The sequence below is a fragment of the Curtobacterium sp. PhB78 genome (assembly GCF_003751685.1).
Taxonomy (GTDB): domain Bacteria; phylum Actinomycetota; class Actinomycetes; order Actinomycetales; family Microbacteriaceae; genus Curtobacterium.
On the sequence record NZ_RKIA01000004.1, the window covers coordinates 490,692 to 516,254 of the forward strand.

The following is a 25,563-nucleotide window of genomic DNA, read 5'->3' on the forward strand; positions in this document are numbered from 1 at the left end:
GACACCGGACGGGAGGCACGGTGTCAGCTGGCACCGCGCCTCCCGTCCGCTCTGTGGTGCGTCCAACGCGCCCCGCGCGTGACGCCGTTCAGGCGCTCGCTGTCGCCCCGATGATCGCGGCGGTGAAGAGCACCCAGTCGTTGATGATGTGTGCGCCGGTGCTGACCGCGATGTTCTTCGTGCGGATGTAGGCGAGCGTGAGGACCAGCCGTGCGATGCCGATGATCAGGAACGCCTGCGCGAAGTTCCACCCGTAGGTCGGCAGGTGCGCTGCACCGAACCAGATCGCGGTCGCGAGCCAGGCGATGAGGATGCCCTGGGTGCGGGTGAGTCCGATGCGGTGGCACAGCGCCATGACCGCCAGGAACGGCAGGATCGTGAAGAGCTCTTCGCCCAGCAGCTGGATCGCGGTCCCGACGTAGAACGCGACGATCTCACCCGCGCCGTGGATGCCGTCGGTCGCGGTGTTGGCGTTGGTGCCGAAGATCGCCTTGACGATGATCCCGACCGTGAACGTGACGATGATGTTCCCGATCGCGAAGAGCACCATGGCGCCGTAGTCGCGGGCGGTGGTCCGCTGGAAGATCCTCGCCCAGTGTCGTCTCGTGAAGGCGATGAGGACGGCGAGCATGATCGCGGTGAAGAGGAACCGTGGCACGAGCGACTGGATGTTGTCCGCCGCCGGGTAGAAGCTCAGCACCGTGATGGCAGCCACGCACGCGACGATGATGGTCACCCACTGCCAGGCGGGGATCCGGATCGGGTCTCCGTCGTAGAACGGGAAGTCCCGACCGTCCTGCCGTTCGATCGTCCTGCCGTAGCGTCGAGCCCCTGTGGCCATGGTGTGTCCCCTCGTGCGTTGCATCGCCCTGTGGTGCATGTCGTCTGCACCAGAAGAGAAGGTACCGGCGGAGTCGGTCATCGGTGCGCTGGTCCGTCGGCCTGCAGACGTCGTACCTGCGGCCGGAACCAGAACACGAAGACCGCAACGACGTACAGGGCTTCGAGGACGATGCTGACCGGCACGTTCCAGTCGCGGACCGGCCCGTCGATCACGGCGTCGTTGAGGCCGTGGATCGCAGCGGCGCCGAGGTACGCGAGCACGCCGACGCCGATCGCCCTGCTCGTCGGCAGCGTCTTCGCGGCGAGCCAGATGAGGACCGCGGCCCCGACGGTGATCAGCGGGTGCGAGACCTCGGCGATGATGCGGACGATGATGTCCATCATCATGATGAACGGCGCATCGGACGGAGCCTTCGCGCCGTCGAGGATCGGGTCGAGCGAGGTGATGATGTAGCTGATGCCCTCGAGGAACCCCAACCAGGCGGCGGCGACGAACACGAGCCACACCGCCAGGCGCGGCGAACGGTAGGTGCGCGAGGACAGCAGCAGGATGACGGGCACCAGGAGCTTCAGGAACTCCTCGACGAGACCGGGCCAGATCAGGCCGCCGGGCAGCAGGCTGGCGATGCCGTTCAGGCTCCCGGCGAGCAGCATCGCGATGGTCCCCCAGACGAGGCCGAGCCACAGCGCCTGCACACGGTGGGGCTGACCGGCCAGGGAGACCTTCTGCCGGAAGTACCAGCCGATGGCCACGAGCGGGACCCCGATGCCGATGATCGCGGCGATGACCACCACCACGAGCGAGTACGGCGGCAGGCCGTCCCCGACCGTGGCCTCGCGGCCGCCGGAGAGCATCAGGCTGCCACCCCAGTACCCGAGGAGAGCACCGGCGGCAGCGCCCGCGAGGCCGACGGTGAGTGGTGCGGTCCCTTGGGGTCGCGTCATGGGACCGAAGCTACCAGCGGGCACGGCGCCCCCTCAGGCGGTCAGCTGCACACTGACCTCCCACAGCCGCCGGGCGTCGTCGGCGTCGAGCATCGCCGAGTTCGCGTCCGACGGGATGCTGTCCGCGGTGAGCGGCCGGACCTCGTCGTCGATCACCGCGACGTCGCTGTCCTTCAGGTAGACCCCGCCGACGCCGTCGAGCAGCGGGCTCGCGGCACCGAACACGAGGGTCGCCGCCCCCTGCTCGATCGTCTTCTTGCCGTGTTCGGGGTCGACCACCGTCGAACCGTCGTCGTCGACCAGCCCCTGCTCGCGGTACGAGGCGATCCGGGAGTCGTCGTGCGGGCCCGGGCCGATGACCACCCCGGGGTGCGCGGCGAAGGATCGGATGCCCCGGTCGGCGTACCGGCGGTCCAGCTCGACTGCGAACAGCACGTTCGCCCGCTTGGCCTGCCCGTAGGCCGCAGCGGCGTCGTAGCCGCTGGCGAACGCCGGGTCGTCCCACCGGATCTGCCCGAAGCGGGCGGCGCCGGACGTGACGTTCAGGACCCGCGCACCACGGGCCTCCAGCAGGGAAGGGAGGAGCGCCCGCGTGAGCCGGAAGTGCCCGAGGTGGGACGTCGAGAACGACAGCTCGTTGCCGCGGGCGTCGAGCCGCCGGTCCGGCGTGAAGAGCATCGCGGCGTTGTTGACCAGGGCGTGGAGCGGGCGCCCGGAGGCCGTCCAGTGTGCGGCGAAGGCGTCGATCGACGCCGGGTCGGTCAGGTCGAGCTGCTCGACCCGGACCCCGGGGATGCCGGCGACGGCGGCGCTCGCGCGGTCGGTGTCGCGGGACGCGACGGTGACCGTGGCGCCGGCGGCCGCGAGGGCGCGGCTGGTCTCGCGTCCGAGGCGGCCGTGACCGCCCGTGACGACGACGTCCCGGCCGGTCAGGTCGACGCCGTCGAGGACGTCGGTGGCGGTGGACGATGCGGTGAAGGGGGTGGGGAGCGGGTGCTGGTCGGTGATCACGAGTGGTCCTCCTTCGAGTCGATGTGGCCGACGGCGTCGATGTGGCCGACTGCGTCGATGTGGCCGACGGCGTCGGTGTGGCCGACGGCGTCGCCGGCTCCGGCAGCGGCGATGGCGTCGGCCGTCGCGGACCACGCGTCGGCGTCGAGCCCGAGCGCCGTCCGGAGGAACGCCGTCGTGGTGCGGCGGACCAGGTCCACGCGCTCCGGGCTCTCGTCGGTCGTGGCGGTGGACGCGTAGTCCTGGATGCCGCCGAGCAGGTGCTCCCCGCCGTGCACGGTCACCAGGTGCCGGGCGCCGGGGCTGTGGTGGTAGACGTCGGTGAACCAGTCCGGCCCGCGCGTGGAGAGCCGGGACTGGTCGTGGTCCCCGGCGACGACGAGCGACGGTGTGCGCAGCTGGCTGAAGTCCGGGCTCATGAAGGGGAAGTGCTCCTGCGCGAACGGCGTCAGGTCGGGTCCACCGAACCCGGTGGTGGAGAGCAGGACCCCGGCCCGCACGCGCTGGTCGGTGCGGTCCTCGCCCGGCTGTCCGTCCGACCCGATCACCCGGGCGCCGAGGAGCATGCCGACGGACTGGCCGCCCCACGAGTGCCCGGCGACCGCGAGGTTCGCCTGGTCGACACGTCCCGCGAGACCGGGGACGGCGGCGACGAGGACGTCGAGGTCGTCGATGACCCGCTCGAGGTCGTCGACCCGGGTCTGCCAGATCGTCGGGTAGCGCGGGTCGTCGAGCGTCAGGCCGTACTTCGTCGAGTCGAGGAACGTGGGCTGGACGACGACGAACCCGTTGGCGGTCCAGTGGTCGACGAGGGGATCGCCGCCGGTCATCGACTGCCCGAAGCCGTGGGCGAAGACGATCACGGGAAGCTCGGTGCCCGTGATCGGGGCGGTGATCCGGACCTCGAGGTCGTGGCCGCGTGATGGCGCGGGCAGGGTGACGGGGCGCACGCTGATCACCTGGGGGAGCGGTGCTGTTGCTGACATCGGGAGTCCTTCCGGAAGCGGTCGTCGCTCGAAACGGAGCGACGTTCCGGAACGATACGGAACAGCGCTCCGGATTGCAAGCGAAACGGATCGGCGTTCCGTTCCGGGTGCAGGCCGTGCGATGATCGGGGGATGAGCACGCCGTCGAACGACACTGCGCCCTCGAACGACACCGCCCCGCCCCGGCGTCGCCGCGACGTCGAACGGAACGAGCGGACGATCCTCGACGCCGCGGCCGGTGTCTTCGCTGCGTCCGGCGTCGGTGCGCCGGTGCGCGAGGTCGCCGCCGCCGCCGGCGTGGGAGTGGGCACGCTCTACCGGCACTTCCCGACCCGCTCGGACCTGGTCGTCGCCGTCTACCGGCACCAGATCGAGGCGCTGGCCGAGGCCGGCCCCGTGCTGCTCGACTCGGCACCGACGTCGTTCGACGCGATCCTGCGCTGGGTGCACCAGTTCGTCGACTTCCTCGGCACGAAGCACGGCCTGGCGCGGGTGTGGGAGGGCGACGCCGACGGCTTCACCGCGCTGCACACGCTGTTCGTCGACGAGCTCGTCCCCGTGCTCGGCCGCATGCTCGACGCCGCTCGCGCATCGGGCGAGGTGGTCGCGTCGGTGTCGCCGTACCAGCTGCTCCGCGCCGTCGGCGACCTGGTCGCGTGGAGCCCCCAGGACCCGGACTACGACGTGCGGACGATCGTGACGCTGCTGGTCACCGGCCTGCGGCAGGCGCAGCCGCCGGTCACCCCTGCGCCGGAGACCGACGCGTAGCGCGCCGACGACCCATCGCGGAGCGCGCCCGGTCAGTCCGCGTGCAGCATCGCCACGCTCCGGTCCCACAGCTCTCGGGCCAGGTCGGCGTCCTCGGCCTGCGCGTTCGGCGCCGCGACCTTGCGCTTCACGTAGTACTCGCCGGTCGGGTAGTCGCGACCGGGGGTGTTGTCGGCCAGGTACACGAGTGTGTCGGCACCCTTCTCCGGGGTCGTCAGGAACACGTGGCGCAGGGGTGTGTGGTACACGAGGTACATCGGCGAGGTCTTGTCGTTCGAGAACCCGGTGCTGATCGTGCCTGGGTGGAACGCCGTCGACGTCACACCGCGGTCGCGGTACCGGCGGTCGAGTTCCTTGGTGAACAGGATCTGCTCGAGCTTCGAGTCGCCGTAGGCCTTGGTGGCCCGGAAGTGCCGCTCGGCGTCGAGGTCGTCGATGTCGACGCGGCCGAAGAGCTTGTTCGCGACGCTCGAGGTGTTGATGACCGTTCCGCCGGACGCGACGAGCCGGTTCATCAGCAGCTCCGTGAGCAGGAACGGTGCCAGGTAGTTGACCTGGAACGTCAGCTCGTGACCGTCGACGGTGACCTGGCGGCCCGCGCTGAAGATGCCGCCGGCGTTGTTGGCCAGCACGTCGATCCGCGGGCAGCGTTCGAGCAGGTCGTCGGCGAGCCCCCGGACGGCGGACAGGTCCGAGAAGTCGGCCACGAAGTGGTCGACGCCGAGGTCGCGGGCGACCCGCTCGGTCTTCGCAGGGGTTGCGACCGACCACGACGACCTCGTTCCCGCGGCGGACGAGCTCCCGCGCAGCGGCGACGCCGATGCCGTCGCTGGCGCCGGTGATGACGATGGTCTTCGCGGCCATGGGTGCTCCTCGGGTCGGGGCGAGCGTGCGCTCGGCTCCGTCCGTCCTACAGGGTCGGCCCTGAACGGACCACGTGACGGACGGGAGGCACGTGGCGGGCCCGCCACGGGCCTCCCGTCCGCCGCCCGGTCGCCGCTCAGGCCGCGCCCGGCCCCGCCAGGTCGACTGTCTGCACGACGACGCCGAGGGCGGGGAACACCGACCGGAACCGGGCGGCGTGGGCGTCCGGGTCCGGGTCGTTGGTGGCGTCCTCGACGAGGACGACGTCGTAGCCCAGGTCGTACGCGGCCCGAGCCGTGGACTCGACGCCGAAGGTCGTCGCCTGGCCGACCACGACCACCTCGGTGACGCCGTCGGCGCGCAGCCGCTCGTCGAGGCCGGTGCCGGCGAAGGCGCTCCACCCGCCGCGGGTCAGGTTGCCGTCGGCGTCGGCCCGTTCGAGCAGCAGGGAGCCGTAGGCGACCGGAGCCGGGCGGGGGCCGCCGCCGTACTGGGTGGCGCCTGCCGGGGTCGTGGCGGGGTCGTGGCGGATGAACACCACCGTGCCGCCGGCGGCACGGGTGGCGCGGGCGAGGGTCTCGACGTTGGCCACGACGGCCTCGACGGGGTGGGTGCGCTGGTACGGCGCGGTCCCGGCCTGCAGGTCGACGACGATCAGGGCGGTGTGTTCGGTGCGGGTGCGGGTCACCGGTCCAGGGTGCTCGATCGCCGGGCGTGGTGCGTACTGCGTCTGCGGTATCCCGGTCGGTCCGCCCGGAGTAGTCCGGCACTGCTGGGCCCGGCGAGGCTCGGAGCATGGCCAGTACCGGAGTCCCTCGGACCGATCCCCACGCATCCGTCCTCGTCGTCGGCGCCTCGGCTGCCGGTGTCGCGACGGCCGAGGCGCTCCGCCGCCACGGGCACGTCGGCCGGCTGACACTGCTCGACGGCGAGACCGAGGACCCGTACGACCGGCCACCGCTGTCGAAGCAGTACCTGGCCGGGCAGATCGGCGCTGACGCCCTGGTGCTCCGCTCGACCGAGCAGCTCGCGGGCCTCGACGCCGAGTTCGTGCTCGGGGACCGCGCGGTCGCCCTCGACGTCGCGACCCGAACCGTGACCACGACGAGCGGCACCACCCGTGCCGCCGACCACGTCGTCATCGCCACCGGTGTCACGCCGCGTGCGATCCCGGGGGTCGGGCTCGACGGCGTGCACGTCCTCCGCACCCGGGCCGACGCGGACCGGCTCCGAGCGGGACTGCAGACGCTGCAGGGGCCGCTGCTGGTCCTCGGGAACGGCGTGCTCGGCAGCGAGGTGGCACAGACCGCTGCGTCCCTCGGCGTGGACGTCACGCTCGCGGGCAGCATCCGTGCGCCGATGTCCGGGCAGCTCGGCGGGTTCGGCTCGCAGTTCCTCGCGGCACAGCACGAGGCGGCCGGCATCCGGTTGCTCGGCGGGGTCCGCGCCGCGCGGGTGCGCGGCCGGAACGGTCGCGCGGACACGGTGGAGTTCGTCGACGGCCCGAGCCGTGCGGCCGACGTCGTCGTCGTCGCCGTGGGGTCCCGCCCGACGACCGGGTGGCTCGAGGCGTCCGGCCTGGAGGTCACGGACGGCGTCGACTGCGACGCGTTCGGAGCCGCTGCACCCGGCGTCTGGGCCGTGGGCGACGTCGCCCGTTTCCACCACGTCGGAATGGGGCGCTCGATGCGGCTCGAGAACCGCACGAACGCGACCGAGATGGCGCAGGTCGTCGCCGGAAACGTCCTCGGGCGCCGCGTGCCGTACACGCCGGTGCCGTACTTCTGGACGGACCAGCACGGCACCCGCGTGCAGGTCTTCGGGCAGATGACCTCGGCCGACCGGGTCACCGTCGTCGACGGGCACCCCGAGGACGGCCGGTTCGTCGCCGTGGCCGAACACGCCGGTGAGGCGGTCGGGGCACTCGGGTGGGGGATGCCGAAGCAGGCGCGGATCACCAGCATGCGCCTGCGTCCCCGGTACGTGCCGGTGGCGGCGTCTGCGGCGCCTGCCTTGTCTGCCTTGTCTGCCGCGCCTGCCGCGCCTGCGGTTTCTGCCGCCGAGAGCCCGGCACCGGTCGGCTGATCGGTGCCGTCCGCTCCGGTCGCCTGACCGGGGCCGTCACCCGAACACAGAGGAGCAGACCATGACCGACCCACCGATCACCGCCGACCGACCGGACACGTTCCCGATGGACCGCCGGACCGCCGGGTGTCCCTTCGACCCGCCGCCGGCGGCCCGCGTGCTGCAGGAGGACGGCCCCGTCCACCGCGTGACGCTGGCCGATGGCCGCGAGCCGTGGCTCGTCACCCGCTACGACGAGGGCAAGCAGGTGCTGTCGAGCCTGTCGGTCAGCGCCGACGCGGCCAACCCGGGGTACCCCTCCGCCAGCGCCTCGGGCGGTGGCGGCGGGCTGTCCTTCATCCTGATGGACGACCCCGACCACGCCCGGCTGCGGCGGATGGTGACCGCGCCGTTCGCGATCAAACGCATCGAGGCGCTCCGCCCCGTGGTGCAGCGGATCACGGACGACCTGATCGACCAGCTGCTCGCCGGCCCGAACCCGGTCGACCTGGTCGAGGCGTTCGCGCTCCCGCTGCCGTCCCTGGTGATCTGCGCCCTGCTCGGCGTGCCGTACGAGGACCACGACCGGTTCCAGGCGCACTCGAAGACCATCATCCGCCGCACCACGACCGACGACGAACGGCAGCAGGCGTTCCGCGAGCTCGGTGCGTACCTGACGTCGCTGCTCCGCCGCAAGACGGCGGAACCCGGCGACGACCTGCTCACGGACATCGCCGCCCGGGTCACCGCCGGCGACATGACCGAGGGCGAGGCCGTGCAGATGGGGATCCTGCTGCTCATCGCCGGGCACGAGACGACCGCGAACATGATCGCCCTCGGCACGCTCGCCCTGCTCGAGCACCCGGACGAGCGCGACCGCCTGCTCGACGACCCCGAACCGGCGCTGGTCGCCTCGGCGGTGGAGGAGCTCCTGCGCTACCTGACCATCACGCACGACGGACGCAAGCGCGTGGCGACCGAGGACCTCGACGTCGCCGATACCACGATCCGCGCCGGTGACGGAGTGATCGTCGCGACGGACCTGGCGAACCGGGACCCGGACGTCTACCCGGACCCGGACCGGCTCGACCTGACCCGCAACCCGCGGAACCACGTGGCGTTCGGGTTCGGCGTGCACCAGTGCCTCGGCCAGCCGCTCGCCCGGGTCGAACTGCAGGTCGTGTACCCGACGCTGTTCCGTCGGATCCCCACCCTCGCTCGCGCGGTCCCGCTCGACGAGGTCCCGTTCAAGCACGACGGTGCCGTCTACGGGGTGTACGAGCTCCCCGTCACGTGGTGCCCCGTCGACCACCACACCACCACGAGCGCGAGCTCGACCACCGGAGGGAACGAATCATGAAGGTCATCCTCGAACAGGACAAGTGCGTCGCGAGTGGCCAGTGCGTCATGGCCGCGATGGACGTCTTCGACCAGCGGGACGAGGACGGCATCGCCGTCCTGCTGACCGACGAGGTCGCCGACGACCAGGTCGAGGCGGTGCGGCACGCCGCAGCGGTCTGCCCGGCCCTGGCGATCCGCCTGGCGGACTGACCCGTCGGTTCCGTACACACGACGGCCCGGTGGGGATCCCACCGGGCCGTTTTCCTGTGTGCGTCGTGCGCGGGGCTCCGCCGCCGTCACGACCCGTCGGCCGGGTGCGTGCACGCGTCGATCGCGGCGTACTCCCGGCTGAGTGCGGTCTGGTTCCGCTCGGTGCGCCACGACCGGATGCCGGGCGCAGCGGCCACGGCGGCGATCCACACGCCGGCACCGACGAGGACCGGCACGAGCGTCGGGTCCCCGCCGAGGGCGAGCAGACCGCCGAGCGCGACCGCCAGCACGGCGACCGCGGAACCGGCGATGGCGACGACACCGGCGAGCCGTGCGGGCTGCTGCTCGAGGGCGGCGATCCGGGCCAGCGCTCGCTCGGCACGACGCTCGAGGAGCGGTCGTGCCGGGTCGGGCCGGGTGCGCAGACGCTGGAGCAGCAGGGACGTCGTGCCGAGCCGTCCGCCCTGCACGGTCACCGTCCAGCCGAACTGCTCCAGGGTGTGCCGGTGAAGCGGCACGAACGCGGTCGGTGCGTACAGCACCCGGGTCTCCAGGTGGCGGGGGACCGGCGCGTGCAGGACAGCGTCTTCCCGGGCGATGGTGTTCGTCATCGGGCTCGGCCCGCGCTCAGGCGGTCCGGCGGCGACTGGCCGCCTCGCACGCGCCGTAGACGACGTCGAACTGGCGGTCGACGGCCGGACGGATCCGCTTGGTGCGCGCCGCGCGGACGAGCTGGAAGGCCACGGGAGCGATCGCCCAGTTGACCAGCCCACCGGCCCCGACGAGGAACACCGTGACCGGGTCGAGCCCGCCGAGCAGGTCGGGGACCGCCACGGTGTCCTGCATGGCGAACACCGAGGCGGCCAGCAGGACGCTGCCGATCGCGCCGAGCGCGTACGCGACCACCGACGCCGCGGTCGTGCGGGAGCGTTCGAGGGCGTCGATCGTGGCCAGGGCGGTCTCGGCGTTCTGCTGGAGCTCGGTCAGTTCGACGGAGCGGACGGCACGGTCGCGGCGGAGGCCGAGGGTGTGCCGGCGGTTCAGTGCGCCCGTCCGGTCCGAGCCGTCGGACGTCCAGCCGAAGTTGCGGTAGGTGTCCGCGTACAGGGCGTCCTTGCCGCGCGGGACGTCGACCGTGCAGTAGTCGTACGTGGTGGCAGCGGGAGCGGCGGTGTTCGTCAGCGTCATGGTGGGTCCTCCGGTCGGTGCCGGATCGTTCCGGCCTGGTGTCGATCGTCCCGGGGACGGGCCGCGGGCAGGTCCCCGATCGGTGGTACCCCCGACTACTGCGTTCGCAGTAGCCGGACCGCTGACCCGCACGACAGGATGAGTGCATGCGGCGACTGCGAGCGATCTGGGGTTCGTGGCGTCCGGACGACCGCTGGGTGTTCCGCGGCACCGCCGCCGTCGTCCTGCTCGCGTGCGCGATCGAGTCGGGCCGGGTGATCGCCGCCGATGCCGGCCCGGGGCCCGGCATCGCGGTCGCCGCGACCGTGCTCGCCGTCGTCGCGGCGCCGTGGACACCGTGGACGGCACTCGGCCTCGCCACGGTCGCGCCGGTGCTCGGTGGCCTGTCCGGGTGGTCGCCGATCGTGACCTGGAGCTGCGCGGTGCTGCTGCTGTTCGCGGTGTCCTCGCGGCAGGGGCACCCGGTCCGCGCCGCGGCGATCGTCGCTCCCGGCGTGGTCATCGGCACGCTCCTCGCGCCGGGGGAGGGCGGTGCGGTACCGACCGCCCTCGGCGCCCTCATCTCCGTCGTCGCCGCGGCGGCCATCGGCTCGGGGCTGCGGGTACAGCACCAGTACCGGGCGTCGTTGGAACAGCGCGCCGCCGATGCCGTCGCCACGCGGGAACTCGAGGCCGAGCGCCGCGTGGCCGAGGAACGCGTCCGGATCGCGCGGGACCTGCACGACGTCATCGGGCACGAGATCGCGGTGGTCAGCATGCAGCTCGGGGTCGCCGAGGTCACCCTGCCCGCCGGGGCCGACGAGGCCCGGCGTGCGCTGGATGCCGCCCGGGACGGCGTGCGGAACGTCCTGACGGAGACCCAGCACGTCCTGACGGTGCTCCGTTCGGCGTCAGGCAGCGGCGCCGACCTCGACGACCCGACGGCTCCGGCCCCCGGCATCGAGCAGCTCCCCGGACTCATCGCGTCGTACGAACGGATCGGCCTCGACGTCGATGCCCGACTGGACGACGTCGGCCCGGTCTCCGTGCCGATCGGTGTGACGGTCTACCGGGTGGTGCAGGAGTCGCTCACCAACGCCCACCGGCACGGCGAGGGCCGGACGACCGTCACACTCGCCCGCGCCGGTGACGACCTGGTCCTCGAGGTCCGCAACCCCCGCCGGCGGACCCCGGCGAGCGACCCCGTCGCAGGCCGGAGCAGCGGGCTCGGTCTGGTCGGCATGCGCGAGCGCGTCGCCGCCGTCGGAGGGTCCGTCCAGGCCGCGGCGGACGGCGTCCTGTTCGTCGTCCGCGTCCGCCTGCCCACCGCGAACGGAGCACGATGACCACACGAGTGATCCTGGTCGACGACCAGGACATGATCCGACTGGGGCTCCGTGCGATCCTCGACCGCCAGGACGGCATCGAGGTCGTCGGCGAGGCCGGGGACGGGCTCGTCGCGGTGCAGACGGCGCTGTCGGTCCCGGCGGACGTCATCATGATGGACATCCGGATGCCGGGCATCGACGGGGTCGAGGCGACCCGACGGATCCGCGCCGAGCGCACCGCCGAGCAGGTGCGCATCGTCATGCTGACGACCTTCGACCAGGACGAACTCGTCTTCGCGGCGCTGCGTGCCGGGGCGAACGGGTTCCTCAGCAAGGCCGCGGGACCCGCAGAACTCGTCGCCGCGATCGAGGAGGTGGCAGCGGGCGGAGGGGCGCTGTCCGCGGCGGCCGCAGCGGCGCTCATCGGACAGGTCGCCCGCACCCCCGCGTCCTCCGTCGACCCGGAGATGACCCGGCGCTTCGAGGCCCTCACCGCTCGCGAGCGCGACGTCGTGGTGATGGTCAGCCGAGGTCAGGGCATCGACGCCATCAGCGCCGAGCTCTTCCTCTCACCACTCACGGTCAAGACCCACGTGAACCGGGCCATGGCGAAGGTCGACGCCCGCGACCGGGCTCAACTCGTGGCGTTCGCGTTCCAGGCCGGCCTGGTCGACTGAGGTCGGTGCCGGCCCAGGCGCCGGCGCTTCCGGGAACCGTCGCAGCGCCATCGCGAGCCCGATCACCGCAGCCACACCGCCGAGGAACACCCCGCTCGCACCCGTGGACGCAGCAGCGTCCTCGGCGCTTCCCGCGAACGAGAGCAGTGCCGACTGGGTCAGCACGAGCAGGACCACCGCGGCGGCGACGTTCACCAGCTTCGTCGCCTCGACGAGTGGTTCCCCGTCCTTGCGCGCGGTTACCGCACCCCAGACCCCGATGCCCAGCTCCGCGAACGTCGCCGCCGCGATGACGATCGCCACCCACTGGTCGTAGTGCACGGGGTGCGTCCGCCCGACGAGCATCGGCACGCTGCACCCGACGAACACGACCGACATCGCGGTCACCGCACCCCCGATCCACCGGTGTCCGGCCTGCCGGAACCGCATCCGGTCGCCGCTCGCCGCATCGAACGCGAACGACAGCCGGTGCCGACGGACGGCCCAGACCTTCGCGGCCGCGACCCCGAGCGTGAAGACCACTGTCGCGGCGAGGAACAACGAGGGGGCCGCGCAGAACAGGACGACCTTCCACCCCGCCATCACGAGGCTGCTCGGCACCGACAGCACGGCGAGCACGAGCCCGCGGCGCGGCCGATCCCGCCACACCGTGACGGCGTACTGCACGGCGACCTTCCTGGTCACCGGCATCAGTCGAACGTGACGACGACCTTGTCGGCCGCCCCGGGGGTCGCAGCCATTCGGAGGGCCTCGAGCACCTCGCTCGCCGGGAAGACGTCGCTGACGATCTGCGCGTACGCCTCAGGGTTCGCGATGATGTGCTCGGTGACGTCGAAGATCTCGGTCGGGTACCCCATCGCGGTCACGATCGTCGGCTCGACGGCCAGCAGGTCGCCGAAGTCGACCTCCACGGGCCGCTTGTGCACGGCCACGACGCCGATCGTCGCGCGGTGCTTCGCCAGTCGCAGCGCCGTCTGCACGGTGGCGGGGACCCCGGCGGCGTCGAGCCAGACGTCGGTGCCGGCCTTGCCACCGTGCCCGACGCCGTCTCGTGCTTCGCCGTGCAGGGCGATCAGGCGCTCGTCGAGTGGCTCCTCCGCCGAGTTCACGACCGCATCGGCCCCGACGAGCAGAGCCTTCTCGAGCCGCGAGGCGATCACGTCGACGACGACCACGTGCCCGACGCCGAGCGCCTTGTAGCTGATCACGGCGCCCAGCCCGATCGGGCCGGCACCGAACACGACGACCGTGTCGCCCGGCTGCGGCGCGGTCCGGTTCACGGCGTGCAGGGCGACCGCCATCGGCTCGTTGAGCGCGGCCACCTGCCAGGGCAGTTCCTTCGGGACCAGGGCGATGCTGGTGCCGAGCACGGCCTGCTCGACGAGCAGGAACTCGGAGAGCCCGCCGGTGGGGCCGCCGTTGCCGATGATCCCGCGTGGGTCGCCCATCGGGTTCACCACCACGTGGTCGCCGACGGCGATGCCCTCGACCGCGTCGCCGACGGCGGCCACCTCTCCGGCGACCTCGTGCCCGAGGGGCGTGTGCCCCTCACGCGGCGGGATGCCGCCGCGCGCGGCGTAGAAGGCGTCGGAGCCGCAGACCCCGCACGCCTTGACGGCGATCAGGACGTCGGCGGGGCCGACCTCGGGGACGGGCTCGTCGCGGATCTCGACGGATCCGGGGCCGGTGACGACGACGGTGCGCATGGTGCTCCTCACGTCACGAGCACGGGCGGCTCGGGACGGAACCATCTGACCAAGACGGCGACCTGCGCACGTACTGCGATCGCAGTAGTGCCGGGTCATCGGACGGGAGGAACGTGGCGGGCCCGCCATGTGCCTCCCGTCCGCTCTGGTCGACGGATCGTGGCCGCCATCAATGGCCCTCGGGGCCACCAGAAGGGGCGCATGCGTTCAGCCCTGCTCTCGTTGATAACAGTTACGACCGAAACAGAACCAAGGCCACGGACCTTCTACCGCTCCTCACTTGCTCCTGGCGGCTCGATGCGCTCGTCCACCACATCCACCCGCGCCAGCACGTTCGCGAACCCGCGCCGCCCTCGGGTGGCGAACAGCCCGATGACGGCTGCGACGGCGAGAGCGAACGCCAGCAGGCCGGTGAACGGCAACGCGGCGGCGGTGGCCGTCGCCCACCCGCCGGAGCCCGCGGCCCACCGCACCAGGCGCTGCCAGGCCGTCGGCCGCGGCTCCGGTCGGAGCCGGACGACTGCCTCGCCGAGCGTGCGCCCGGACGCGAGCACCACCACCAGCTGGACCGCCGGTGCGACGAAGGGCAGCGTGGCGAGCAGGACCCGTGCGAGCGTGGAGTTGAGGTCCTGCCCGGCGAGGGCGAACGACAGGCTCGTGATCGACACCAGCGCGCCGGTGGTCAGCACCATCGCCAGCAGGTCGCAGAACATCCCGAACCCGCGGCGCCAGATCGTCACGCGGCGGGGCAGGTCCGACGACGGCTCGCCCCGGTGCCGGACGAGCACCCAGAGCACGGGGGAGACCAGCGTGCCGACGAGTGCGCCGGTGGTGTTCGCCAGCAGGTCGTCGACGTCGAACAGTCGGTACGAGCACGGGTACAGGAACCAGTCGCCCGTCAGCTGCGTGCACTCGATGAGCAGCGACACCAGGAACCCAGCGACGGTCCCGACGACCACCCCGGCCAGGAACCGTCCGTGCAGGAACACGTGCCGGACGAGCATTCCGAGGGGCACGAACAGGATGACGTTGAAGACCACCTGTGCCGCGGCCGGGTTCGCGAGCAGCGACCGGGGGCCGGAGAGCCCGCCCTCCTTCGCGATGTCCCCGACGAACGCGAACGGCGTCAGCTGCGGTCCGGAGGCGGCGCGGCAGATCGCCGCGACCTCGCTGGTGTCGGGCAGGGGCAGGAGCGTGTACGTGACGAGGGCGAGCCCGTAGACGACCGTGGCGAACGCCAGCACCGCGTTGCCGACGCCGAGGGTGCCCCGGCGTCGGTACTGCAGCGCTGCCCACGGCACCAGTCCGGCGATCGCGATCGCGGACCCGACGAGCAGCGCGATGACGGCAGGGGTCGCGGAGGTCATCCCTCGACCCTAGGGATCCCGTGGGACACGCGTCCGGCTGCCGGTCGTGCCGCGACCCGCGAGAGGATGGCGGTGTGACCACCGCGACCAGCATCCTCGACGCGATCGTCCGGCACGTCGACGACACCGGCTTCGGCGCCCACGGCCTGCACGTCCGGACTGCCGACGACGACGTCGCCGAGCACCGCTGGAAGCCCGACGTGCGCGAGGAGATCCACTCCGCGGCCAAGGGCGTCTGCGTGCTCGCCACCGGCATCGCCGCCGACGAGGGCCTGGTGGACGTCGACGAACCGATCGCCGCTTCGCTGCCCGGGTTCGAGTTCGGGGACGGCGCGGACCAGGTCACCCTCCGGCACCTGCTCACGATGACGAGCGGGATCGACATGCCTTGGTCGGCGACGGAGCTGACCGACTGGCCGGACCTGGCGGCCGAGTTCCTGCGGCGGCCCTCGCGGGGTCGCGTGTTCCAGTACGCCAACGTCAGCACCTACACCGCCATGCGCGTGCTCGAGACCCGCGTCGGCGACGTCGGCGCGTTCGTGTCCCGACGCCTGTTCGACGCGCTCGGCATCGAGGACGTGGAGTGGCTGCGCTGCCCGAACGGGTACGTCGCCGCCGGTGAAGGACTGGCGCTCCGGACCGAGGAGCTCGCGCGCCTCGGTCGGCTCATCCGCGACGGTGGCGTGGTCGACGGGGAACGCATTGTCAGCGCCCGCTGGTGCGACGCGATGCACTCCGACTGGGTCGAGCGCGAGGGGACCGGGCCCGGGTACCACCGCTACGCGATGGCCGGATGGGGCGGTCCGGGGCAGCTGTGGCGGCTGCACGGCGCGTACGGGCAGATGCTGCTGTTCGACGACCACCCCGACGGCGACACCGTGGTCACGATCACCGCCGACGACCACTTCGGCGCCGACGCCATGGCCGCGTTCGTCGCCGAGGAGCTCGCCCGGCAGCGGTAGCCGGCAGCGGTAACCGGCAGCGGTAGCCGGCAGCCGTCGCTGGCAGCCGTCGCGTCCTCGCCGTGCGAGGATCGATCAGTGCAGGAACAGACGCCCGTCGCGATCATCATCGCGGCCATGAGCGAAGAGGTCTCCGCCTTCGCCGACCTGTTCGGCGGGGTCCCGATCCTCGACGGCCCCGTCGGAGGCCACGACCCGCACCAGCTGCTCGACATCGGCGGCGCCACCGTCGCCGTCCGCCGCAGCGGCATCGGCTTCACGAACGCGACAGCCGCCGTGGCACACGGCTTCCACGATTTCGGACCCGGCATCCCCGTGATCAGCGTCGGGACCGCCGGCGGCCTCATGCACGGCATCGCGATCGGTGACGTCGTCGTCGGCGACCGGTACGTCAACCTCAACGCGGACGCCACGGCGTTCGGCTACGCCCTCGGCCAGGTGCCCGGCATGCCGACCGGGTACGCCCCGGACGCCCGACTGGTCGAGCTGGCGATGGCCGCCGACATCGCCTGGCCGCTGCGCTCAGCGACGATCGGCTCGAGCGAGGTCTTCGTCACCGAGGGGCGCGCCCGGACCCTCCGCGACGCCTTCCCCGACGTGGCCGCGGTCGACATGGAGTCGGCCGCCGTCGCCCAGTTCGCCCACGTGCACGACATGCCGTTCGTGTCGGTCCGCTGCATCAGCGACCTCTGCGCGCCCGACGGTGCCGAGTTCCGCGAGCACCTGGACGGTGCCGCGGCGCGCGCCGCCCGCGTGGTCCACGACCTGGTGCGCGGCCTGCGTCCCTGAGGCCCGGCCCGCGAAAGCGACAATCCTGCGGCACGGGGCACCGTTCGGTCCGGCATCGCGACAGATCTCCGCGAACAGTTCGCGGCACGCTGTCGCTTTCGCGGATGTGGGCCCGGCCCACCGCCGGACGGGAGGCGCGGTGCGGGCCCGCCACGGGCCTCCCGTCCGCCCCCGGCGCACGTCGAGAGCCACGGTGCGCACGCATGTGCGCCACCTGCGAGCGCATCCCGCGCACGGTGCGATGATGAGCGGCGGCCGTCGCCCGGACGGCCGGAGACGGAAGTGCCGAGCGTGACCGAGACCCGCTCCGAGACCCCGACGGAACCGTCGAAGCCGACGGACCACACCACCCCCACGACCGAGGCCACCGACGACGGTGGCCACGGCCCGCGCAAGGGCGTCGCCGTCCTGGCGCTCGCCGCACTCGGTGTCGTGTTCGGCGACATCGGGACGAGTCCGCTCTACGCTCTGCGCACCGTGTTCACGATCGACGACGGCCTGGTGAAGGCGAACCAGGAAGACGTCTACGGCGTCATCTCGATGATGTTCTGGAGCATCACGATCATCGTCTCGATCAAGTACGTGCTGATCCTGATGCGCGCCGACAACGACGGCGAGGGCGGGGTGATGGCGCTCGCCGCCCTGGCCCGCCGGCTCTACGCGAAGCGTCGCGGTGGTGCGGTGATCTTCCTGGTGATCGGCATCGTCGGGGTCTCGCTCTTCTACGGCGACTCCGTGATCACCCCGGCCGTGTCGGTGCTGTCGGCGGTCGAGGGGCTCGGCACCGCGGCGCCGTCCGTCGAGCACCTGATCGTGCCGATCGCCGCGGTCATCCTGGTCGTGCTGTTCGCGGTGCAGCGCTTCGGCACCGGCAAGGTCGGCAACCTGTTCGGCCCGGTGATGCTGCTCTGGTTCGTCGTGATCGCCGCCGCCGGCGTCCCGCACATCCTCGAGCACCCCGGCGTCCTGCAGGGGCTCTCGCCGACGTGGGCGATCTCGTTCGCCTTCGCGCACCCGTACATCACGTTCGTGGCGATGGGGGCGGTGGTGCTCGTCATCACCGGTGCCGAGGCGCTCTACGCCGACATGGGGCACTTCGGACGGTCGCCGATCCTCAAGGCGTGGTTCTTCGTGGTGTTCCCGGCGCTCGTCCTCAACTACCTCGGGCAGGCGTCGCTGGTGCTGCGTGACCCGTCGGCGGCGAAGGACCCGTTCTTCCTGCTGTTCCCGGACGCGTTGCGACTGCCCGTGGTGGTGCTGGCGACGCTCGCGACGGTGATCGCGAGCCAGGCCGTCATCTCCGGGGCGTTCTCGCTCACCCGGCAGGCGGTCCAGCTCGGGCTGCTGCCGCCGCTCACGATCCGGCAGACGTCGCGGCGGGAGAGCGGGCAGATCTACCTGCCCGCGGTCAACCTGCTGCTGTTCATCGGCGTGCTCGCGATCATGCTGGCGTTCCGGTCGTCAGCGAACCTGGCCACCGCGTACGGGGTGTCCGTCACCGGAGCCCTGGTCGTCGACACGCTCCTGCTCCTGCTCGTCGTCCGCCCGCTGTGGAAGTGGGCGACCTGGAAGCTCGTGGTCGCGGCGGTGGCGTTCGGCGGCCTCGAGCTGACCTTCCTCGCCGGCAACCTGTCGAAGATCATCCACGGTGGTTGGGTGCCGCTCCTCATCGCCCTGGCGGTGATCACGGTGATGACGACGTGGCGCCGTGGCCGGGCGCTCGTGCAGGAGGAACGCAAGGAGCGCGAAGGGTCGCTCGCCGACTTCATCGACCGCATCAACCACGAGCACATCCCGCGGGTGCCCGGGGTGGCGGTCTTCCCGCACCCGAACAAGGAGACGACGCCGCTGGCGCTCCGGGCCAACGTCGAGCACAACCACGTGGTGCACCGGACCGTCCTGATCGTCTCGGTGCTCACCGCCAACGTGCCGCACGTCCCGCACGCGAAGGCGTTCTTCCGCGACGACCTCGGCTACGAGGACGACGGCATCGACCACATCACGGTGAAGTTCGGGTTCTCGGACGACCAGGACCTGCCGAAGGCCCTGCACGCCGCCTGCCTGGCCGAGGTCCTGGACATCGACCCGGAGGAAGTGCTCCGGGCGTCCTACTTCATCTCCCGCGGAGCCCTCCGTCCGATGCCCGGCAACCGGGGGATGGTGGCCTGGCGGAAGAAGCTCTTCGTCGGCCTCGCGCACAACGCCGCCGACCCCGCGGCACGCTTCGGGCTCCCCGCGCAGCGCACCGTGACGATGGGCAGCGACGTCCAGATCTGACCGCGACGTCGAGATCTGACCGCGTCGTGCACCGGCGTCCCGCATCGGCATCCGCATCCGCAGAGCGCAGGCCCCCGTTCGGGGGTGATGGTCTTGTGCACCCGTTCAGGGTTACGCTCATCGGAACCACACCACAGCTGCAGGCAGCATCACCAACTGCCGGACCAGCACCAGGATCAGGAGCGAAGCCACATGAGGCTTGGAGTACTCGAGCGCGCCCAGAAAGACCCACGGGCGTCCACTTCCACCCGATGGTCAGGCCGGAGCAAGGGCGTCGCGATCGTCACCGCAGCCCTCCTCGGCGCCGGCGGCAGCATCCTCGCCGCCGCCCCCGCGACGGCAGCGCCCGTCGCGTCGACCGGGCAGGGGCGCTTCCTCAGCGGCTCCGCGCTCGGCTTGAACCTCGACGACATCCTCACCGTGACCCCGGCGGACGCGGTCAACACCGGTGGGGCCACGGACACCGACGTCCACCCGCTCGACGTCACCGCCCTCAACGCGGTCAACGTCAACCTGGGCGGGGGTCTCAACCTGCTCGGGAACAACGGCATCCTCACCCTCGGAGCCGTCAACCAGTACGCCGCCGCCAACGCCGACGGCAGCTCCGTCGCCGCGTCCGGCGCGGTGACGAACACCGGCGGGATCGGCGTCGGCGGCCAGGACGGCGTCCCGCAGTCCAACGCCACGCTCGACCTGTCGGGTCTCATCGGGGCCGACCTGGCGGGCGCCCTCGCGAACGCCCAGCTCGAGGTCGGCGCCGTCTCGGCCACCGCCGCGCAGGCAGCCGGCCCGGACGGTGCGCAGACGGGCGACTACGGCATCGCCGGACTCGACCTGTCGCTGACGAGCCCCGCGCTCGGCACCACCGTCTCCGGTCTCCGCACCACCCTCGGCACGCTCCAGCCGACGGTCGACGGCGTCGAGGACACCCTGAACGCCCTCGGCCCGCTCGTGCAGGTCCAGGGCCTGCCCGACCTCGTCACGGTGCTCGACTCGGCCACCGGCGACGTCACCAGCGCCGACGGCTCGATCACGGCGAACCTGCAGACCGGTGCGATCACGGTCGACGTCGCCGCAGTGCTGACGAACGCCGGCCTGGACATCAACAACCTGCCGGCGAACACCGAGCTGCTGCCGTACATCACGGAGGCACTCACGACCCAGCTCCTGCCGGCGGTCACCACCGCGCTGCAGGGCGTCGTGACCCAGCTCACCCAGTCGCTCCGCGGGCTCACCGTCACGGTGGCCGGGATCCCGCTGCCGATCGGTCAGCTCCTCGACGTCGTGAACCCCGTCATCGCGCAGGTCGTCGCCCCGATCAACCAGGTCGTCGCCGGCCTCGGTGAGACGGTCATCACGCCCCTCGCCAACGCCCTGACGACCGTCGTGTCGCTGCAGGCCAACGTGCAGGAGACCAGCGCCGACGGCGTCTTCACCCAGCGTGCCCTGCGCGTCGCACTGGTGCCGGCCGCCGGCACCGCCGTCGTCAACCTCGCCTCGGCTGCGGTCGGCCCGAACGCCGGTCCGCTCGCGGTCCCGACGATCACCGCGCTCGACCCGGACAACGGACCGGTCGCCGGTGGCACGGTCGTCACCGTCACCGGGTCAGGCTTCACGGACGACGCCACGGTGTCGGTCGACGGGTCCGACCCGATCGAGGCGGACTCCGTCTCGGACGACGGCACCGAGCTCACGTTCACCACGCCGGCGCACGTCGTCGGCACGGTCGACGTCACCGTCACGACGCCCGCCGGTGAATCCGACCCGCTCGACTTCACCTACACCGACGACGCGGCCGCGGTCCCGACCATCACGACGCTCGACCCGGACAACGGGCCGGTCGCCGGTGGCACGGTCGTCACCGTCACGGGGACGGGCTTCACGGATGACGCCACGGTGTCGGTCGACGGTTCCGACCCGATCGAGGCGGACTCCGTCTCGGACGACGGCACCGAGCTGACGTTCACGACGCCGGCGCACGACGCCGGTCCGGTCGACGTCACCGTCACCACGCCCGCCGGTGAATCCGACCCGCTCGACTACACGTACAACCCGGCTCCCGCAGCGGTGCCCACGCTCACGACGCTCGACCCCGACAACGGGCCGGTCGGCGGCGGCACGCTCGTCACCGTCACGGGCACCGGGTTCACCGACGACGCGACCGTCTCGGTCGACGGGTCCGACCCGATCGACCCGGAGTCGGTCTCCGACGACGGCACCGAGCTGACGTTCACGACCCCGGCGCACGTCGCCGGTCCCGTCGACGTGACGGTCACGACCGACGCCGGGACCTCGGACCCGCTGACGTACACCTACAACCCGGCACCCGCCGGGGCTCCGACGCTGACGGCGCTGGACCCCGACAACGGTCCGGTCACCGGTGGCACGGTCGTCACGGTCTCCGGCACGGGCTTCACCGACGACTCGACGGTCTCGGTGGACGGTTCCGACCCGATCACGCCGGACAGCGTCTCGGAGGACGGCACCGAGCTGACGTTCACGACGCCGGCGCACACCGCCGGTGCGGTCCCCGTGACCGTCACCAACGGCTCCGGCACCTCGGCGCCGCTGCCGTACACGTACAACCCGGCCCCGGCCGCGGTCCCGACGATCTCCGAGCTGGACCCCGACAACGGTCCGGCCGCGGGTGGCACGGTCGTGACCGTCACGGGCACCGGCTTCACTGACGACTCCACGGTCTCGGTGGACGGTTCCGACCCGATCACGCCGGACAGCGTGTCGGCGGACGGCACGACGCTCACCTTCACGACCCCGGCGCACGCTGCCGGTGACGTCGAGGTCACGGTGACGACCCCGGGTGGCACGTCCGACCCGCTCGTCTACACCTACAACCCCGCGTCGACCACGACGACCCCGCCGCCGGTGATCACCTCGCCGACGGACGGTGGCACCGTCACGACGCCCAACCCGCCGATCACCGGCACCGGTCAGCCCGGCGCGACCGTCACGGTCACCGACGGCACGGTCGTCGTCTGCACCGCGGTCGTCGCGGCCGACGGCACCTGGAAGTGCACCCCGATCGTCGGCTTCGGACCGGGAACGGTGACCATCACCGCCACCCAGACCGGCGCAGACGGCACCTCGGCGGCGTCCGACCCGGTGACGTTCACCGTCCGCCTCGCGACCGCCGGCACCGGTGGCGCGGGTGGTACCGGCCCGAACGGGACGCTCGCCTACACCGGTAGCGACCCGGCGCCGGTGATCGCCTTCGCGATCCTGCTGATGCTCGCGGGCGTCGGGCTCACCATCGCCCGCCGCTTCCGTCGGGCCTAGTCCGCACCACCAGCAGCGCCCGTCGGGATCCGTCCCGGCGGGCGCTGCTGCGTGCGTGCGTGCGTGTGCGTTGGCGTGTGCGGTGCATGCGTGTGCACCGTGCGGCGATCCACCACGTGATCGACGCGTGGAACGTCGGAACATGCACACGCAGCAGATGCGTGTGCATCATGCGACAGGGCACCGGTTGATCGACGCGTGGAACGTCGGAACATGCACACGCACCGGCGGACGGGAGGCGCGGTGCAGGCCCGCCACAGGACGCGCCCGTCCGCCGGTGGGCGCGATCAGTGCCCGAGCTGCTCCCGCAGGTACGGCGCGGTCCGGCTCTCGGCGGACGCCGCGACCTGAGCGGGGGTGCCGGTGGCGACGACGCGGCCGCCCTCCTCGCCACCGGAGGGCCCCATGTCGATGACGTGGTCCGCGCTCGCGACGACGTCCATGGCGTGCTCGACCACGACGACGGTGTTGCCGGCGTCGGTGAGGCGTGCGAGCTGTGCGGTCAGCAGCTCGACGTCGGCGGGGTGCAGGCCCGTCGTCGGTTCGTCGAGCAGGTAGAGCGTGTGCCCGGTGCGCGCGCGTTGCAGTTCGGTCGCGAGCTTGATGCGCTGGGCCTCGCCACCGGACAGCTCCGGTGCGGGCTGTCCGAGCCGCAGGTAGCCGAGGCCCACCTGGCGCAGGGCCTCGAGCCCGCGGGCAGCGGCCGGCAGCGACGCCAAGAAGGGCGCCGCCTGGTCGACGGTCATCCCCAGGACGTCGGCGATCGACGCCCCGTCCCACTGCACCTCGAGCGTCTCGTCGTTGTAGCGCGCACCGTGGCACTCCGGGCAGGGCGCCCAGCTGCCCGGCAGGAACAGGAGCTCGACCGACACTGAGCCCTCGCCCTGGCACACCTCGCACCGGCCGCCGGCCACGTTGAACGAGAAGCGGCTGGCGGTCCAGCCGCGGGCCTTCGCGTCGTCGGTCGCGGCGAACGCGGCACGCACGGCGTCGAAGAGCCCGGTGTAGGTCGCGAGGTTCGAACGTGGGGTGCGGCCGATCGGCTTCTGGTCGACCTGCACGACGCGGTCGACGAGCGGGTGCGACGTCGCGACGCCGGGCAGGACCCCGCCGACGAGCGACGACTTGCCGGAGCCGCTGACGCCGGTGACCGCGGTGAGCATCCCGAGCGGCAGGTCGACGTCCAGGTCCTGCAGGTTGTGCAGGGTGAGGTCGCGCAGTTCGAGGGTCCCGACGGGGGTCCGGACGGTGCGCTCACCGTCGGCACGGTCGCGCGGGTGCAGGAACCGTCGGGTGACCGACGCCTCGACGTCGGCGAGACCGTCGACGGGGCCGCTGTACAGGACGGTGCCCCCGCCGGACCCGGCACCCGGGCCGACGTCGACGATCCAGTCCGCCCGCCGCACGATGCTCATGTCGTGCTCGACGACGAAGACGCTGTTGCCGCCGGCACGCAGGTCGTCGAGGACCTCGACCAGGGACTCGGCGTCGGCCGGGTGCAGGCCAGCGCTCGGTTCGTCGAGCACGTAGACGACACCGAACAGGCCGGAGCGCAGTTGCGTCGCGATGCGCAGGCGCTGCGTCTCGCCGGGGGAGAGGGTCGGGGTGGCCCGGTCGAGCGCGAGGTACCCGAGGCCCAGGCCGACGAGCACCTCGACCCGGGTGAGCAGGTCGCGCGAGATCGCGACCGCGACCTCGGTGTGCTCGCCGGACGAGGCGCGTGAGGTGGCAGCGCTGGCGTCCGTGATGGTGGCGATCGGGCGCAGGACGTCGGCCAGCGCCGTGAGCGGCAGGCCGTTCAGGTCGGCGATCGAGTGGCCGCCGACCGTCACCGCGAGCGCGGCCCGGGTCAGGCCGGTCCCGCCGCAGAGGCCACACGGACCCGACTCGACGAACTGCAGCACCTTGGTCCGCTGCGTCTCGCTCTGCGAGTCGGCGAGGGTGTGCATCACGAACTGGCGTGCGCTCCAGAACCGCCCCTTGTACGGCTTCGCGACGCGGTCGCGCTTCGGGTGGACCTGGACGACGGGCTGCTCCTCGGTGAACAGCAACCAGTCGCGGTCCTGTCGGGAGAGCTCACGCCACGGCACGTCGATGTCGTAGCCGAGCACCGCCGTGACGTCACGCAGGTTCTTGCCCTGCCACGCCCCGGGCCACGCCGTGATCGCGCCGTCGCGGATGCTCAACGACGGGTCGTGGACGGCCGAGGCCTCGGTGACCTCGTGGGCGATGCCGAGTCCGTGGCACCGCGGGCAGGCCCCGGCCACGGTGTTCGGCGAGAACGAGTCGGACTCGAGCCGGTCGGCCCCGGACGGGTAGGTGCCGGCGCGGGAGAACAGCATGCGCATCGAGTTCGACAGGGTCGTCAGCGTGCCGACGGTCGAACGGCTGCTCGGAGCACCGCGGCGCTGCTGCAGGGCCACGGCGGGTGGCAAGCCGGTGATCGACTCGACGTGCGGCGTCGAGCCCTGCGCGATGAGCCGTCGGGCGTAGGGAGCGACGGACTCGAGGAAGCGGCGTTGTGCCTCGGCGAAGACCGTGCCGAACGCGAGCGAGGACTTGCCGGAGCCGGAGACGCCGGTGAAGGCGACGATGCGGTTGCGCGGGATGTCCACGTCGACGTCCTGCAGGTTGTGCTCACGGGCGCCGCGGACGCGGATGAAGTCGTCGGGCCCCGGTTGGTCGTCGGTCACGGTCGAGCGGGGAGCGGGCATCTGCTCGATGGTAGGCGGGTGCTGCTGAACGTGGTGAAGGGCCGTCCCGGTTGCCCGGGGCGGCCCTTCACGTGTGGTGCGGTGGTGCGTGTGGTGCGGTGGTGGGGTGTTACTTGATCTGTGCGGTGATGGTGGCGGTGCCGACGAGCAGGCCACGCTTGACGGCGTCGGTGCCGAAGGTCTTGTTCAGCAGGCCGGCGGCGTCTTCGGAGACGTGGACGGTGGTGCCGGTCAGGATGGCGTTGTCGCC

22 protein-coding genes and 1 pseudogene are annotated in these 25,563 nt (G+C 72.1%); 10 read left to right on the forward strand and 13 right to left on the reverse strand.

The annotated features are described in order from the left end of the window. Positions 1–88 precede the first annotated feature (88 nt). The 4 genes from EDF53_RS12135 to EDF53_RS12150 all read right to left on the reverse strand — a co-directional run bounded on the left by EDF53_RS12135 (position 89) and on the right by EDF53_RS12150 (position 3,785). Positions 89–841 (reverse strand): CPBP family intramembrane glutamic endopeptidase, encoded by a 753-nt coding sequence (locus tag EDF53_RS12135; protein ID WP_221181212.1) that lies wholly within the window; start codon positions 839–841, stop codon positions 89–91. 77 nt (positions 842–918) lie between these two features. Then, positions 919–1,788 (reverse strand): PrsW family glutamic-type intramembrane protease, encoded by an 870-nt coding sequence (locus EDF53_RS12140; protein ID WP_123293809.1) that lies wholly within the window; start codon positions 1,786–1,788, stop codon positions 919–921. 33 nt (positions 1,789–1,821) lie between these two features. Then, a complete protein-coding gene (locus EDF53_RS12145; protein WP_123293810.1) occupies positions 1,822–2,799 on the reverse strand; it encodes an SDR family NAD(P)-dependent oxidoreductase in 978 nt (325 codons plus the stop codon). Further along, positions 2,796–3,785: a chlorophyllase/cutinase-like alpha/beta fold protein gene (locus EDF53_RS12150; protein ID WP_123293811.1), complete on the reverse strand. Its 990-nt coding sequence runs from the start codon at positions 3,783–3,785 to the stop codon at positions 2,796–2,798. The genes EDF53_RS12145 and EDF53_RS12150 overlap by 4 nt, the downstream gene beginning before the upstream one ends. Before the next feature lie 132 nt (positions 3,786–3,917). On the opposite strand from EDF53_RS12150, the gene EDF53_RS12155 reads away from it, so the two are divergent. Beyond that, a complete protein-coding gene (locus EDF53_RS12155) occupies positions 3,918–4,553 on the forward strand; it encodes a TetR/AcrR family transcriptional regulator (protein WP_123293812.1) in 636 nt (211 codons plus the stop codon). Between the two features lie 32 nt (positions 4,554–4,585). On the opposite strand, the gene EDF53_RS12160 is transcribed toward EDF53_RS12155, so the two are convergent. From EDF53_RS12160 to EDF53_RS12165, 3 genes and pseudogenes are all read right to left on the reverse strand, one after another. Beyond that, positions 4,586–5,260 carry an SDR family NAD(P)-dependent oxidoreductase gene (locus EDF53_RS12160; protein WP_311316838.1) on the reverse strand — a complete coding sequence of 225 codons (675 nt, stop codon included), beginning with the start codon at positions 5,258–5,260 and terminating at the stop codon, positions 4,586–4,588. Between the two features lie 94 nt (positions 5,261–5,354). Continuing rightward, positions 5,355–5,417 (reverse strand): annotated as a pseudogene (locus EDF53_RS19775) (hypothetical protein); the annotation flags it as partial. A 136-nt stretch (positions 5,418–5,553) separates the two neighbouring features. Continuing rightward, positions 5,554–6,105, reverse strand: coding sequence for a cysteine hydrolase (locus EDF53_RS12165; protein ID WP_185021021.1), 552 nt, complete (start codon positions 6,103–6,105; stop codon positions 5,554–5,556). A 107-nt stretch (positions 6,106–6,212) separates the two neighbouring features. Here EDF53_RS12165 and EDF53_RS12170 point away from each other — a divergent pair, with 107 nt between their 5' ends. The 3 genes from EDF53_RS12170 (at position 6,213) to EDF53_RS12180 (ending at position 9,032) form a co-directional block, all read left to right on the forward strand. Next, a complete protein-coding gene (locus EDF53_RS12170; RefSeq protein WP_123293813.1) occupies positions 6,213–7,502 on the forward strand; it encodes an NAD(P)/FAD-dependent oxidoreductase in 1,290 nt (429 codons plus the stop codon). A 61-nt stretch (positions 7,503–7,563) separates the two neighbouring features. Further along, complete coding sequence (locus EDF53_RS12175; RefSeq protein ID WP_123293814.1) at positions 7,564–8,841, forward strand: cytochrome P450; 1,278 nt, start codon at positions 7,564–7,566, stop codon at positions 8,839–8,841. Next, positions 8,838–9,032 carry a ferredoxin gene (locus EDF53_RS12180; protein WP_123293815.1) on the forward strand — a complete coding sequence of 65 codons (195 nt, stop codon included), beginning with the start codon at positions 8,838–8,840 and terminating at the stop codon, positions 9,030–9,032. The genes EDF53_RS12175 and EDF53_RS12180 overlap by 4 nt, the downstream gene beginning before the upstream one ends. 86 nt (positions 9,033–9,118) lie before the next feature. Here the strand turns inward: EDF53_RS12180 and EDF53_RS12185 are convergent, their stop codons facing one another. Together EDF53_RS12185 and EDF53_RS12190 are read right to left on the reverse strand one after the other, a co-directional pair. Further along, positions 9,119–9,643 (reverse strand): hypothetical protein, encoded by a 525-nt coding sequence (locus EDF53_RS12185; RefSeq protein ID WP_123293816.1) that lies wholly within the window; start codon positions 9,641–9,643, stop codon positions 9,119–9,121. Between the two features lie 16 nt (positions 9,644–9,659). Continuing rightward, positions 9,660–10,220: a hypothetical protein gene (locus EDF53_RS12190; protein WP_123293817.1), complete on the reverse strand. Its 561-nt coding sequence runs from the start codon at positions 10,218–10,220 to the stop codon at positions 9,660–9,662. A gap of 146 nt (positions 10,221–10,366) precedes the next feature. Between EDF53_RS12190 and EDF53_RS12195 the strand changes: the two genes are divergently transcribed. After that, positions 10,367–11,545: a sensor histidine kinase gene (locus EDF53_RS12195; RefSeq protein WP_123293818.1), complete on the forward strand. Its 1,179-nt coding sequence runs from the start codon at positions 10,367–10,369 to the stop codon at positions 11,543–11,545. Next, on the forward strand, positions 11,542–12,204 hold the full coding sequence (locus EDF53_RS12200) for a response regulator transcription factor (protein WP_123293819.1): 663 nt from the start codon (positions 11,542–11,544) through the stop codon (positions 12,202–12,204). Before EDF53_RS12195 ends, EDF53_RS12200 begins: the two co-directional genes overlap by 4 nt. Here EDF53_RS12200 and EDF53_RS12205 read toward each other — a convergent pair. From EDF53_RS12205 to EDF53_RS12215, 3 genes are all read right to left on the reverse strand, one after another. After that, positions 12,097–12,894, reverse strand: coding sequence for a hypothetical protein (locus tag EDF53_RS12205; protein ID WP_123293820.1), 798 nt, complete (start codon positions 12,892–12,894; stop codon positions 12,097–12,099). The two genes, EDF53_RS12200 and EDF53_RS12205, sit on opposite strands and share 108 nt — an antisense overlap. Further along, a complete protein-coding gene (locus tag EDF53_RS12210) occupies positions 12,894–13,910 on the reverse strand; it encodes a zinc-binding dehydrogenase (RefSeq protein WP_123293821.1) in 1,017 nt (338 codons plus the stop codon). The genes EDF53_RS12205 and EDF53_RS12210 overlap by 1 nt, the downstream gene beginning before the upstream one ends. Before the next feature lie 266 nt (positions 13,911–14,176). After that, a complete protein-coding gene (locus EDF53_RS12215; protein WP_123293822.1) occupies positions 14,177–15,277 on the reverse strand; it encodes a VanZ family protein in 1,101 nt (366 codons plus the stop codon). A gap of 74 nt (positions 15,278–15,351) precedes the next feature. On the opposite strand from EDF53_RS12215, the gene EDF53_RS12220 reads away from it, so the two are divergent. From EDF53_RS12220 to EDF53_RS12235, 4 genes are all read left to right on the forward strand, one after another. Then, positions 15,352–16,239 carry a serine hydrolase gene (locus EDF53_RS12220; RefSeq protein WP_123293823.1) on the forward strand — a complete coding sequence of 296 codons (888 nt, stop codon included), beginning with the start codon at positions 15,352–15,354 and terminating at the stop codon, positions 16,237–16,239. 78 nt (positions 16,240–16,317) lie between these two features. Further along, the gene (mtnN, locus tag EDF53_RS12225; protein WP_123293824.1) at positions 16,318–17,028 is read left to right on the forward strand and encodes a 5'-methylthioadenosine/S-adenosylhomocysteine nucleosidase; all 711 of its coding nucleotides are present in this window, start codon (positions 16,318–16,320) and stop codon (positions 17,026–17,028) included. Between the two features lie 291 nt (positions 17,029–17,319). After that, positions 17,320–19,305 carry a potassium transporter Kup gene (locus EDF53_RS12230; RefSeq protein WP_185021022.1) on the forward strand — a complete coding sequence of 662 codons (1,986 nt, stop codon included), beginning with the start codon at positions 17,320–17,322 and terminating at the stop codon, positions 19,303–19,305. Between the two features lie 192 nt (positions 19,306–19,497). Further along, complete coding sequence (locus EDF53_RS12235; RefSeq protein ID WP_185021023.1) at positions 19,498–22,599, forward strand: choice-of-anchor G family protein; 3,102 nt, start codon at positions 19,498–19,500, stop codon at positions 22,597–22,599. A 287-nt stretch (positions 22,600–22,886) separates the two neighbouring features. On the opposite strand, the gene EDF53_RS12240 is transcribed toward EDF53_RS12235, so the two are convergent. Next, positions 22,887–25,313: an excinuclease ABC subunit UvrA gene (locus tag EDF53_RS12240; protein ID WP_123293826.1), complete on the reverse strand. Its 2,427-nt coding sequence runs from the start codon at positions 25,311–25,313 to the stop codon at positions 22,887–22,889. Positions 25,314–25,563: the final 250 nt, after the last annotated feature.